Annotated in this window: 10 protein-coding genes and 1 pseudogene; 6 read left to right on the forward strand and 5 right to left on the reverse strand. The window is 41.1% G+C overall.

The features are described 5' to 3' along the window. The first annotated feature begins 72 nt into the window (after window positions 1-72). Complete coding sequence (locus QNH28_RS10665; protein ID WP_283911330.1) at window positions 73-1,011, forward strand: LysR family transcriptional regulator; 939 nt, start codon at window positions 73-75, stop codon at window positions 1,009-1,011. A 132-nt stretch (window positions 1,012-1,143) separates the two neighbouring features. On the opposite strand, the gene QNH28_RS10670 is transcribed toward QNH28_RS10665, so the two are convergent. From QNH28_RS10670 to QNH28_RS10680, 3 genes are all read right to left on the reverse strand, one after another. Next, window positions 1,144-1,575 carry a Zn-ribbon domain-containing OB-fold protein gene (locus tag QNH28_RS10670; RefSeq protein WP_283911331.1) on the reverse strand — a complete coding sequence of 144 codons (432 nt, stop codon included), beginning with the start codon at window positions 1,573-1,575 and terminating at the stop codon, window positions 1,144-1,146. 17 nt (window positions 1,576-1,592) lie between these two features. Continuing rightward, window positions 1,593-2,867: a thiolase family protein gene (locus tag QNH28_RS10675; protein WP_283911332.1), complete on the reverse strand. Its 1,275-nt coding sequence runs from the start codon at window positions 2,865-2,867 to the stop codon at window positions 1,593-1,595. Window positions 2,868-3,055: 188 nt separating this feature from the next. Beyond that, window positions 3,056-3,673, reverse strand: a complete 618-nt coding sequence (locus tag QNH28_RS10680) for a TetR/AcrR family transcriptional regulator (RefSeq protein WP_283911333.1) — start codon at window positions 3,671-3,673, stop codon at window positions 3,056-3,058. Window positions 3,674-3,975: 302 nt separating this feature from the next. Here QNH28_RS10680 and QNH28_RS10685 point away from each other — a divergent pair, with 302 nt between their 5' ends. The 4 genes and pseudogenes from QNH28_RS10685 (at window position 3,976) to QNH28_RS10700 (ending at window position 7,830) form a co-directional block, all read left to right on the forward strand. After that, entirely contained in the window at window positions 3,976-5,667 is a 1,692-nt protein-coding gene (locus QNH28_RS10685; protein ID WP_283911334.1) for a CocE/NonD family hydrolase, read from the forward strand. A gap of 161 nt (window positions 5,668-5,828) precedes the next feature. After that, a pseudogene (locus QNH28_RS10690) lies at window positions 5,829-6,179 on the forward strand (ZIP family metal transporter); the annotation flags it as partial. Window positions 6,180-6,242: 63 nt separating this feature from the next. Next, the gene (locus QNH28_RS10695) at window positions 6,243-7,181 is read left to right on the forward strand and encodes a magnesium transporter CorA family protein (RefSeq protein WP_283911335.1); all 939 of its coding nucleotides are present in this window, start codon (window positions 6,243-6,245) and stop codon (window positions 7,179-7,181) included. A gap of 166 nt (window positions 7,182-7,347) precedes the next feature. Next, window positions 7,348-7,830 carry a DinB family protein gene (locus QNH28_RS10700; RefSeq protein ID WP_283911336.1) on the forward strand — a complete coding sequence of 161 codons (483 nt, stop codon included), beginning with the start codon at window positions 7,348-7,350 and terminating at the stop codon, window positions 7,828-7,830. Window positions 7,831-7,963: 133 nt separating this feature from the next. On the opposite strand, the gene QNH28_RS10705 is transcribed toward QNH28_RS10700, so the two are convergent. Together QNH28_RS10705 and QNH28_RS10710 are read right to left on the reverse strand one after the other, a co-directional pair. Beyond that, window positions 7,964-9,574 (reverse strand): response regulator, encoded by a 1,611-nt coding sequence (locus tag QNH28_RS10705; protein ID WP_283911337.1) that lies wholly within the window; start codon window positions 9,572-9,574, stop codon window positions 7,964-7,966. A 30-nt stretch (window positions 9,575-9,604) separates the two neighbouring features. Then, on the reverse strand, window positions 9,605-11,332 hold the full coding sequence (locus tag QNH28_RS10710; RefSeq protein ID WP_283911338.1) for a sensor histidine kinase: 1,728 nt from the start codon (window positions 11,330-11,332) through the stop codon (window positions 9,605-9,607). A 402-nt stretch (window positions 11,333-11,734) separates the two neighbouring features. On the opposite strand from QNH28_RS10710, the gene QNH28_RS10715 reads away from it, so the two are divergent. After that, entirely contained in the window at window positions 11,735-13,078 is a 1,344-nt protein-coding gene (locus QNH28_RS10715; protein ID WP_283911339.1) for an ABC transporter substrate-binding protein, read from the forward strand. The last annotated feature ends 65 nt before the right edge of the window (window positions 13,079-13,143 follow it).

Raw genomic sequence — 13,143 nt, forward strand, 5'->3', positions numbered from 1 at the left:
TAAGGTTTGAGGTACTCTTTTTAGTTTGATGAATCTAATTGTGTATTTTTTCACATAGAGAGGGAGTTACGTATGAATATATTGAGTTTGAGATATTTCATTTCTGTAGCGGAATACTCAAGTTTTACGAAAGCATCCGAGTACCTATATGTAACACAGCCAACTTTAAGTCGACAAATATTGGACCTTGAAGAAGAATTGGGGGTGCAACTTTTTGTGCGCGGCAGGCACACGCTAACTTTGACAGAGCAAGGTAGTCGGTTTTTGCATGAAGCCACGGAAATCATCAGAAGATGTGATAATCTTCGGGATATCGTGAAGCAGGGACAAGATGATGGAAACATCATGGGATTGCTAAGTGTTGGTTATCAAGGATTTCTTGATACTAAGCTCATGCAGCATGCGCTGAAATCTATAACGAAAAAGCACCCGCGTGTTGATTTTTCACTTTCACAAGGTAGCCCAACTGAACTAAGACATCATCTTTTATTTGATAAATGTGATTTGGTATTTGCCTTAAATACTTGTATTGATTCTATTCCAAATATAGAGTGTATAAAGCTTCGAGAGAATAAATTGCAAATTGCAGTTCCACGGAACTGTCGTTTATCAAAATATGACTCTATTGATATGAAGGAATTAGCGAATGAGAATTTTATAATGCTTGAACGTAAAATTTCTCCATTTACTGTAGATTATGCTACCAGTTTGTGTATGAAACATGGATTCTCACCGAATGCTTCATGTTACGTTAATGATGCAGAAAAAGCATTACTTTTAGTGGGTTCAGGCAAAGGTATTACATTTCTGCACTCAACAAACAATATAAATAGCCCCGCTGAAACCTATGATATAAAGGTATTAAACATAGAAGGACTTGATAACGATTTGGATTTCGTATTAGCTTTTAAAAGAGATAACACAAATCCAATCATTCCGCTATTTGTTTCTGAATTAATGAGTTCCATCGAACTGAACAACTCACGTGAGTGTGACCTGATTTCTGTGTAAACTTTACAGGTTGAACATTGAGCAAGATATAATGAGGGCTTGGAAGGCGGAAGGCTTCCAAGCCCTTAGTCACATATCGTGGCTGTAAATTTTGATTTGGGTGATCCAGAATTGAGAGCTGAGAGTGCCTAACTAATTTTTAATTCTGAATCCAACGGATTTGAAGCCGCCGTCCATTTGAATAAACTCTACCTTGGCGGTAAGTGGCAACGAGCTGATCAATTCAGCCACATTATCTTCGTTTACACCATATAATGCAGCATGAAATTGATTTCCGTCTTCGAAGTGCCCAATGCTAATACAGTAAGGCTCTTTATTTACGAAATTCTGATTAGCTTTTGTGAAGGTATAATCGCCCTTCAGATTGGTATTTTCAAAGATGATTTCATCAATTGCAGCTTCATCACCCATATCAAACCATTCCAAATCAGTGCTACCACACTTCTGACAGGTAGGTAGGGGACGCCATACAACATCTCCACATTCCTGGCATTTCATACCAAGAACTTTACCTTCTTCGAGTGCATCATAATAAGTTTTCAAAATTGGTCGTAGTTTAAACATATCTAAATTCCTCCTTCTTACTTTTTCTCAAGAATGATACCAACAGTGGTGTGACCGCCACCCATGCCGCGTACCAAGCATTTTTGTACATCTTTTTGAACTTGACAGTCTCCAGCTTCGCCGCGCATTTGGAGAATAGCTTCGCTAAGCATATTGATACCAGAAGCACCAAAGGCATGACCAAAGCTAAGGTCGCCACCGTGTGGGTTAATAGGCTTATCCCCATCGAAACAGGTTCTACCGTCTAATTCATACTGGTAACCCTTACCTTCAGGTAGATAACCAAATACTTCAGCACTATCGAGCTGCTCACCCGAAGTCATAACTGTAGTAATCATTAAATCGAGTTCATTAGGATCGATATCATCTTTGTAAAGGGCATCACGAACATCTACATTCATCTGATGGAAACAGTAAGGGAATCTCTGTGTATTAGATGAGCTCGCATAGTCAATAACCTCAATTGGTTTCTGACTAAACTTCTTAGCGATATCAGAAGAACACACAACGATAGCTCCAGCAGCTACATTGTGAAGAACACTACCTCTTTTGCGAATAAAGCGAGTGATCTTACGATTGTGCTCCTCAGATCTCATGTATTCCATAACATCGTCAAAACCATTTTCTTTAGCGATTTCTGCAAACTCACGTCTTTCAGCTGCACGAGGATTCCGCGAAGCATTACGACGAAGATTGACTGCCATAGCGTTATAGGTGTCATCAATGGTTTCCTCAGAAACGCCATAGTTCTTCATATAGAGTCTTGCCTGCTCATCAGTAAGCAAGTTATCGCTAACACCGTCAAAACGATAATAAGTAGTGTCAAACAAAGCTCTACCTGGTGACCACCACTCTTCATACTCAGCAATAGGACGTATCATATGTGCTGGTTGATTTCTTGCATTGAAGTGTTTCGGAGTTTCAATTCCTGCAACCAAGACAATGTCACATTTGCCTGAAGCAACAGCATTACATGCTTCCATAAAAGCAATATAGCCGCTGGCGCAAGCCTGTTCGATATGAATGATAGGCTTTCCAGCCAGTCCGATCCATTCCTCCAGAGTACCTACCATGCCTAGCACATTACCAGCAGTTACATAATTGGCCATCTGTGAATATACAATTTTATCAACATCGCGAGGTTTAACTCCTGCGTCCTCCATTGCCTGATGGCAAGCACATGCCCAAAGTTCATAGATAGAAAGGCCTTCATACATAGGATCATCAAAGTACCTCTGAGGAAGAGTGCTAGTACCGATAATTGAGACAGAACGTGCAAGTTTTTGTTCCATAATTTGTATCTCCTTTCTTTGTTATGAGATGACTATATCCCATAAACAAAGTCCTGTTAAATTGTCTTTTTGTATATGTGAATAGCATAGGAACTTCGTATTCATTTATTGTATAGCACGTATGTAATATTTGAGAAAAAGCGCCGCCATCCCTTAATCAGGTACTGGCGGCGCTTTGTTTTAAGCCATTATTTTTTTAAACCAGCTGCAAAGTAGGGGCCATTAACCGTAATGGTCGTTAGGATACGGGCCATTTCTAGAGGAGATTCTTTCGTGCCACTTTCCAACCATTGTTGTATGACCCCTATGATTGCAGTTCCCATATAAGCAGCTAAATATTGCCCTGGAACAAGAAGATTTTCTTCCTTCATAAATGCGTTTGGATTATTTCCATAGAGTGTTTCCCACATGAATTCCTTCCATCTTGTTTGAAATGTTAAATCCCCTTTTGGACCTAACACAGCTTTCATAAATCCACTATTTAAATTTAAATACTCAAATATTGAAACGGTAAAGGAAAATGGCGTCAGAGTCTCTGAGTCAGTTTCAAGTGCGGCAATAACAGTCGGGTAGTTTTGTTTGGTAAGTCTGGACATATCAAGCATAATTTCTTCCTCACATTTAGTCATTAAATCAAATTTGTCTTGATAGTGTGCATAAAACGTACCCCTATTAATATTCGCCTTGGTTGTTATGTCTTTCACCGTAAGTGCTTTAAAACCTTTTTCATTTATTAATTCTACTAGTGCGTGTCGAATGGATTCTTTTGTCCGAATGACACGTAAATCCGCATTTATATTACGCAAGTAGATCCCTCCTTAATTTTATCCAACACAATTATTAAAGGTGTTCCATTACCAACACATTGCTCATTTTTGATTATTGAACAGATGCTAATCCTATCCTATACTTCGAATTGTAATAAACAACAGGTTGTACGTTATTTATTATAACTTAACATTCAGGAGGAGGGACAGACAAGTTATTAACGAAAAAAACACAAAAAGATTAGTTATTCATAAATCCTATTTTACTCAAAGTCGGGGAGACTGATTATAAGCTAAAAGAACTTACAACAATTAATTCTTTGTGAAAGGAAGTAATATTAATGAACAAATTTCTGGGCCGACCTGATCTGAAACCGACACATCCTAGTGAGACTAAACCAGGTTTGAACAACATAGTCATGACTACTGCGCATTATGGAAATCAAGAGGTAATCATGGAAAAGGATGTTCCCATCAAAATGCGGGATGGGGTCAAAATATACGTCAATGTTTTCCGTCCGAATAAGCCTGGGAAGTTTCCGGTGGTAATGAGCATGGATCCATATAATAAAGATGGCTTACCTCCCTATGAAATGTTTCGTCAAGTCTGGCCGACGGTAGGTACTATCGTTACATCTCTTTATGCGCCATTTGAGTCACCTGATCCCGGTTTTTGGGTACCAAACGATTATGTATTGGTTAAAATCGCAACGCGGGGGAGTTCAAATTCGGAAGGTGACCTCTATCCTTGGACGGAAACGGAAACGCAAGATTATTATGAAATCATCGAATGGGCCGGCGTTCAGGAGTGGAGCGATGGCAATGTGGGACTAAACGGTGTGTCATATCTGGCCATGACCCAATGGCGGGTGGCTGCTAAGAATCCGCCTCATCTGAAGGCGATTATCCCGTGGGAAGGGACTTCTGATCTGTACCGGGAATGGTACTTTCACGGCGGAATACCGGAAACGGTTTTCTCAGCTGATTTCGAGAAGTTGCAACATACCCGGTGGCCAAATAACAACATAGAAGAAATGGTAGCGGAGCAAAAAAAGCATCCTTTAATCGATGAGCATTGGGAGGAAAGACAGGTTACATTGTCCGATATCAAGGTACCTATGTTTGTTGCCGCCAGTTGGTCCACCCAAGGGTTGCATAACCGCGGTACCTTTGAAGGCTTTAAACAGTCTTCATCCAAAGACAAGTGGCTGCTGGTTCATGGCCGCAAGGAATGGGAAACCTACTATTTGCGTGAATCGCTGGAACAGCAGAAGGATTTCTTCGATTATTTCCTGAAAGGCATTGAGAATGATTGGATGGATACGCCTCGGGTACGCTATGAGGTCAGCGAGAAATTTTATAAGGGACATATTCGTATTTCAAATGAATGGCCGATCCCCCAAACCCAATATTCCGAATATTATCTGAATGGAGAAGAAATGTCTTTGCAGCACACTCCCGTTCAGAACGAATCGAAACTTACCTATAATGCTGAGCCCGGTCAGACAGAAAACAGTGATTTACAGCTTAAATTTACCGCTGACGAGGACATGGAGCTCACCGGAAATATGAAGCTCAAGCTCTGGGTCTCCACCGATGACGCAGATGATATGGATCTTTTTGTCGGCATTAAGAAGTTCGACAGACGCGGCAATGAAGTGTATCTGCCCGACTTTAACCATCTTGAAAACGGTCAGGTGGCTAGCGGATGGCTGAGGGTTTCCCATAGAGAGCTGGATCCTGTAAAATCTACTCCTTATCAGCCTGTACTTAAGCACAAGAACTTGTTGAAGCTTAATAAAGGCGAGATTGTACCGGTAGAAATTGAAATATTGCCTTCAAGCGTATTCCTCAAGAGTGGGGAAAGTCTAGTGCTGGTCATAAAAGGCAGCGACATAATTGTCGATGACAACCCGACAGGCTCAAGAGGTTATGGGCACAGCGACACAGTGAACAAAGGAACCCATAAGGTTTATGCCGGAGGAAAGTATGATTCTTTCCTTTTGGTACCGGTGATTCCCTTGAGAGATTAGTGAAAGTTCCGAGTATTGGGGTTTAGCGTAAGAAAAAACGCTAAGTCGTTCATAATTGAAGGCTTAGCGTTTTTTCTATTTTTTGATTAGAACCAAAATTATCCTATCAGAAAACATTTTGGTTCTAATCAAATTAGAGTGTTTAGAAAGGATACCTTCAAATAGTTAATTTCTTCCAGAATTTTAATCCTATAGCACAAGCATTTATAGCCACCTTATTTACGTGGGGAATGACTGCGCTAGGTGCTACGCTTGTTTTTGCAACGAAAACAATAAATCAGCGATTATTAGACAGTATTTTAGGGTTTGCAGGTGGTGTAATGATTGCGGCTAGTTATTGGTCTTTGCTGGGACCAGCAATCGAAATGTCGGAGTACCATGCCATAGGAGCTTGGTTTCCAGCAGCATTTGGATTTTTATTAGGTGGGTTATTTTTATGGGGAATTGATAAAATCATACCTCATCTTCATCCAAATACGCCTCTTAGAGAAGTGGAAGGGCTTCATCCTAAATAGTTAACTTGAATTTTCACTTGCGTAATAACTTAGATAAGTAATTGAAAGGAGTGATGTAGGATGTTGATTACTTATAAAACTTCCCGTGATGGAATGCTGGAAATAAGAGAAAACTTCGAAAAAAATAGCTGGATAAATATGACTGCACCGTCAAAGGAAGAACTTAATGAGGTATCTCAACTTTATAATATCCCAATTGAATTTTTAGAAGATCCGTTAGATCTAGAAGAAAGTGCTCGGATTCAATATGATGAAGATACGAATTGTACCTTGATTATTAATGATTTTCCTATTATTGATGTTAATAACCATCAATTTGTTTCTTATATTACCATTCCTATTGGAATAATCTTAGGAAAGGATTACATTGTTACGATTTGTAATCAATCGATTAACTCTTTAGAAAATATTATCAAGAAAAATGTTAACACCTCGATGAAGAATCGTTTTGCATTAGAGATATTATTCTCAATTTCAACTCAGTATATAGAAAAATTAAAACTGCTCAACAAACAACGCCTTAAAATAGAGAGTCATTTGCGTGATTCATTAACGAACAAGCAACTTTATGACCTAATGGATATTGAAAAAAGTTTAGTTTATTTTCTCACATCATTAAAGGCTAATGCGGATGTTATAACCAAACTGTTTCGTACCCATTCCGTAAAGTTATATGAGGATGACAAAGATCTTCTAGAAGATGTAAGAATTGAAATTAATCAAGGAATTGAGACCACAGAATTATATACAAGAATTTTGGATAGTATTACGGGGTCATATTCTTCACTAATATCTAATGAATTGAATAATACAATGAAAACTCTTACGATTTTTACAGTTTTTTTAACTTTGCCTACACTTGTATTTAGTTTCTTTGGTATGAATGTTTCCTTACCTATTGCCGATAAAGATCCCTTCTCTTGGATTGTTACACTGATAATAGCGTTGATTTTTGTTATTTGGATCGGATTGACACTATGGAGAAAGAAGATATTCTAAGTGTGCGGGTAGAAACGTGAAGAGATTCTGAATTAAGTTTGTGCAGCTCTTCTTTAAAAATCACATCAACCTATATAGATTATTTGTAACAGGTCATGTGACAGGTTATAATTTAATTTGTATGACTAAGTAATCGTTGCTTAACGACTAATAAAGGGGATTTCAAATGTACAGAACAGTTCAAGATTTTCTAGGAGAATGGACAAGCGCTTCTGCAGGGACAACTCGCGTTCTTGAATCGCTTACCGATGACAAATTAGATCAGGTAATTGTTGAAGGCCACAACTCATTGGGATGGTTAGGTTGGCACTTGGCAACCTGTCCGATGTTTTTTGGTGGTCAGGTTGGGTTAACCCTTACTCCAGTAGGCAATCCGAAGGAAGTTCCGGCTCATGCGGCTGTGATTGTTGAAGCTTATAAGAATATCGCGGCTAATATTGCTTCTGAGGTTGAGAAATTAACGGACGAGCAAATGGTTGAGAGTGTACAGACCTTTGCTGGATTAATGCCTCGTGGTGCAATGCTTAGATCGCTTGTAGATCATCAGACACATCATCGTGGTCAAATGACTGTTCTCTTACGTCAAGCAGGTCTTCGTGTACCTGGCGTAATTGGTCCTACTAGAGAAGAACAAGCTCAAATGAAATAGTTACTTGTGCTTACGATAAAAATCTCGTTTCTTAGACATTTGTCTTGGAAACGAGATTTTTTGTTGTCGGATGGAGCGTCACCTATTATTGCTAAAGGATGCAGCTGCTTTTTGGAGGGGGCGGCGATCACTATTAGCCTGCTTCAATTTGTTGCATATATTCTCTGGGAGAGATCCCCGTCACTTTCTTGAAGACCTTACTGAAATAGAAGGCACTTTCGTAACCAAGTTTTTGTGAGATTTCGTAAATACGACCTTCGCCGCGCACCATCATTTCCTTGGCCGCAGTGATTTTAGTCTCTGTGATATATTCTACATAATTGACCTTAGCGACTTTGGAGAACAGATGGCTCAAATAGTTTGGACTGAAATTGAAGACATCTGCCACTTGATTCAGTGAAAGCTTAGTGCCGAGATTTCTTTTGATGTATTCCTGGACATTTTTTACGATTTGTTCTTTATAGCTTTGTCTTCGAGTAGAGAGAATTTCCGAGCAGCCGTCACGGAACTGAATCAACCAGCCAGCGATCTCTTCAATTGTATGCATCTGATAGATGGCCCGATAGCCTTCCGGCTCATTTTCGAAGATATGCTCTACAATGTTTTCTCCATCTGCAAGAAGCGAAGTGGCCATATACAAAATATTGCAGGCAGCATCGGTGGCGGGCACCAGTAAGTCAGGTCGGTCTTCGAAGATTTCGATCATTTTGGAGATGATGGTGTATAAAGCAAGGGTATCTAGTTCTTCAAAAGCACGGCGGATCTCTGAACGAGATTCAGAGAAATCAAACAATGGATGCTCCTGTTCTAGAGGTTCATTCTCATCGAAGAAAACAAAAGACCGTTCTTGCACGGCAACTGGCAATGCCTTTCGAGCTGCCAGGTAGCTCTCCCGCAGTAAATAAGGGTCCTCGACGGCAAACCCTATGGCACCAATAATCGTTACATTGAAATAGTTATGTAATACGGATGCCATGTCGGTAAGTTGCTTCTCAATGTCAGACATCCAGTGACGGGGATCGACTTCGGGGACAGGTAGAGCAACGGCGAAATTACGTAAGTCAAGACTGGTGACATAGCAGGGTTGTATAGAAGTAAGCGTGTCCTTTGCCATTTGCACAGTGCTTGAGCATAAAGCAACCAGCTTATCTCCGCGGGGAGGGACAGTGTCTGGGCCTAGAATGCGGCAGGTACAGACCAGGTAAGCAGGCTCGGAAAAATCTAACGCCAAATCCTCTTTCTGCAGGAGATACTGGTTCTTATTCTCGAACAGGTTATTGAATAGACGAATGAAGAATTTATCACGCTGCGCCTGAAGATTGCCACGGTGAACAAGCTTTGGGTAGCTTTCCATTGTCTGGTAGCTCTCTAAAAAGGAAATGGCCTTTCGGATGGATTCGGCCAGTGCTTCCGGAGTGAGTTCCAGCTTTACTAGATAATCGGTGGCCTGCACCTCTATAGCTGCGCGTGCGTATTGAAATTCTTCATAACTAGTCAACATAATAAATAGCGGAAGTCGACCATATTTTTGACGTATTGAAGCTGCAACCTCTAAACCGCTCTTAATTGGCATTTTGATATCGCTGATTACGATGTCCGGGCGGAGAGTGTCAATCATCTCTTCTTCTTGGGCACCATTGTGCGCGATACCGACAATCTCTATATTATATTGCTCCCATTTCAGCATAGACTGCAAGCCGATACAGACTAGAGCCTCGTCGTCGGCAATTAATAATTTAATCAATTTGACCACATCCTTTCTAGATTTGCCATTCTACTCTTTTTGCATAAATGGTAGAAGAATTTTCATTAGAGTATACTGGCCCATTTCACTTTCAATCGAAAGACCGTAATTCTCCCCAAAGGTTAGCCGTAAACGCTCATTTACACTACGGAGTCCAACGTTCTCGAACACTCCCTTAGTTCCATCCTCCGAGTCACACAGAATGGTGGAGATTTGTTCTTTCATCATGCCTACACCGTTGTCCTCAATCGTGACCAGGATATCGGCAAATCCGCTTTTTTTCACCGTGATGAGAATATCTCCTCTACCTTTGGGCTCGATGCCATGGAAGATAGCATTCTCAACCAGAGGTTGTAACGTGAAACGGGGGATCAGGCCGGAGAGCAGTTCCTCATCTTCAATCTCCTTCACCATCGAGACTGTACTACCATATCGGTATTTCTGAATCAGAAAATAGTCATCGAGCAGGCTTAACTCATCTTTTAGTGGCATTAGCCTACGGTTGTCTTTGGCGATGCTGCGCAGCAGTCTGGAGAGTGAGGTAGTCATTTCTGCAATGCCGGTAGCATTCTGAATCGTAGCCATCCATTTGATCGAATTCAGTGTGTTGTACAAAAAGTGGGGATTGATCTGACTTTGCAGCATCCTGTACTCCAGCTCCTGCTTCTGCTTCTCGTCAGCAAGCTGGCTATCCATGAGTGCAACGATGTCCTGTGATAGGCGGTTGATGCCTCGTCCGACATCACCTAGTTCACTGTTCCATTCGATATTGCGGTCCAGCAAGAAGTTACCCTGGGCAATCTTATCAATTCGCTTCTTTAATTTCTCTACCGGAAGACTGATGTTTCGGGTTAAGTACAAAGTAATAATGCCGCTTAAGATGATAACTAGTAAACAAACGCCGAGCATTACCATAATCCATATATTTGCTTTGGGAGCAAACTGGTCATTGGATAAGGTCTGCGACAAAATCACTCCATTACGCACAGGATAAGAGACCACGATTTGGCTTTCTTCATCCTCCAGCTTGATCATAGAAAGCTCGGTTTGTGGACCGACAGGCTTATCATCGGTATAGGCCACAGGTTCATACGGCGTAGTCATCGCAGTCACTTTATCGCCAATGAGCTGATAATGATGATTGCCAAGCGTCAGCAGCAATCGGGAGTTTTTTGGCAAGGAATACCCTTTCAGCTTATCAGTAATTACAGAAGTATTTGCTAGTAAATAGACCGTTCCAATCCGGGCAGCACCATCTCCGTAAATAGGTAGAATAAAAGGAATACCGTTCGTGGTGGAGAGCGGGTCTTTGATTACTTGTTCCCACTGCTCCACAGCATCTTTATTTAGTCCAGGAATTTGCCCTATATTGTGTACAGTAAGTGGAATTGAAGTACTGACGGAATTATCCAACTGGAGAAACTTTCCGTTGTTACCCGTAACAATCAAGCGGCGGACATAGCTATTGGAGCGATTGATCCGAAAATCCTCTTGCATAGAGTTAAATACATTAACAGCATCCTTGGCACTTGCCTTTGGAGATACAAAATAATCAGTGAGTAATGTATTGGTGGACGAGTTGGTGCTGCTGGTCATCGCCAAAAAGGAAAGATTAATTAAATCTTGTTCAATAATATGGGAAACTAGCTGCAGATTGAACTCGGTCGCCTGGATCGTTGTTTTACGCTGATAATAGGTAATCAATTCATAGCTGAAAAAGGATAGCAGAGCGGCGATTAGGAGCGCAAAGATGGTCATGATCAGAATAATGCGGCTCTTAATGGTTGATTTTCTTCCCGTGTTGAACACTCCTCTACAAAATGCAGAAAAATATAAAGCGTTTGCAAAAATATCTTTCAATTAATGCATGTTCAAAGTTAATCTTCTATTTATAATATGCTTAACTAGTTTACCGATATCCATATTAACACCATAGCATATTCCTGCAATTCCATACAGTGGAAGGCAGAGGAGCTGAGAAATTTACATGTTTTAAATAGGATTTTACAGGTTTGAAGCGAGGAGGAAGAGAAGAACAAAGAATAGTGAATGAACTGAGTTTGAAAATACATGCCATTCTAGAAGGGAAAGTTTTAAACTTTGAAATAGATCGGAAGAGCCGATCAGTGTAAACAATCAGAAGGAAAAGGGGATTTTTATATGAAATTGAAAAGATTCTATGGCATGACTTTTGCCACAATACTCTCCCTAAGTGCGCTAGCCGGATGTTCCGGTAATAACAACAACGAAGGCAGTGCTGCAACAGCTGCTCCAGAAACGGGCAATACTGCAAACGCTTCCGCTGAACCGAAACAGGATCCTGTGACCTTGAAATGGGCTTTGTGGGATTGGGAAGCCACAGCATATTATCAGCCGTTGATCGATGCCTATAAAGCTGAGCATCCGAATGTAACGATCGAATATGTCGATCTTGGTTCCACGGACTATATGACAATGCTGAGTACACAGTTGTCCGGCGGTGCCAATCTGGATGTTCTTACGATTAAGGATATTCCTGGATACTCAAACCTCGTGAAACAAAATCACTTGGAGCCGCTCAAGGGCTTCATGGGAGACAAAAACATTGATCCATCCGTTTACGGCGGTACGGTAGAACAGATCGAAGTGAACGATGAAGTGTATGCGCTTCCTTTCCGGAGTGATTTCTGGGTCGTCTACTATAATAAGGACTTGTTCGATAAAGCAGGAGTGGAGTATCCAGGTAACGATATGACATTCGACCAATATGATGAACTTGCTAGAAAAATGACCTCCGGCAGCGGTGCTGAAAAAGTATACGGAGCCCACTACCATACTTGGCGGAGTGCTGTTCAATTGTTCGGTATTCTAGACGGCAAGAACAACGTTGTTGGCGGCAACTATGATTTCCTGAAGCCAACCTATGAACGGATCTTGAAAGAACAGGAAGATGGAATCGTTATGGATTACGCCACACTGAAGACTTCAAGCACGCATTATTCCGGTGTGTTCTACAACAATTCCGTTGCGATGATGAACATGGGCAGCTGGTTTATCGCGACTCAAATAGAAAAAGTGAAAAGCGGCGAGTCCCAATCGACCAACTGGGGAATAGTGAAATATCCTCACCCGGATGGTGTGGAAGCGGGTACAACACTGGGTACAATTACTTCCCTCGCTGTAAATCAGAAATCCAAAAATAAAGAAGCGGCACTTGATTTCATGAACTTTGTGACTGGTGAAGAAGGTGCTACGGTCATTGCTTCCACCGGAACCATTCCAGCGATTAAGAACGATGAAGTTATCAGTTCCATTACTTCCATTGACGGTTTCCCTACGGATGAGAACAGCAAAGCGGCACTGACTACGGTTCAGACGTATTTGGAAATGCCAATGCATGAAAAGAGTGCGGACATTGAAGTGATCCTGAACGAAGCTCACGATAACATTATGACTAAAAACGCTTCGATCGACGAAGGTTTGAAGGATATGAATACTCGCGTACAGCAGCTCTTGAACAATTAACCTGAAGAGAGTTGGCGAATTCTAAGGGCGGGTGAAAGCCCGCCTTTTATAGAAAGGTTTGGAGG

Origin of the sequence: Paenibacillus sp. G2S3 (assembly GCF_030123105.1) — a bacterium.
Lineage (GTDB): Bacteria > Bacillota > Bacilli > Paenibacillales > Paenibacillaceae > Paenibacillus_AQ.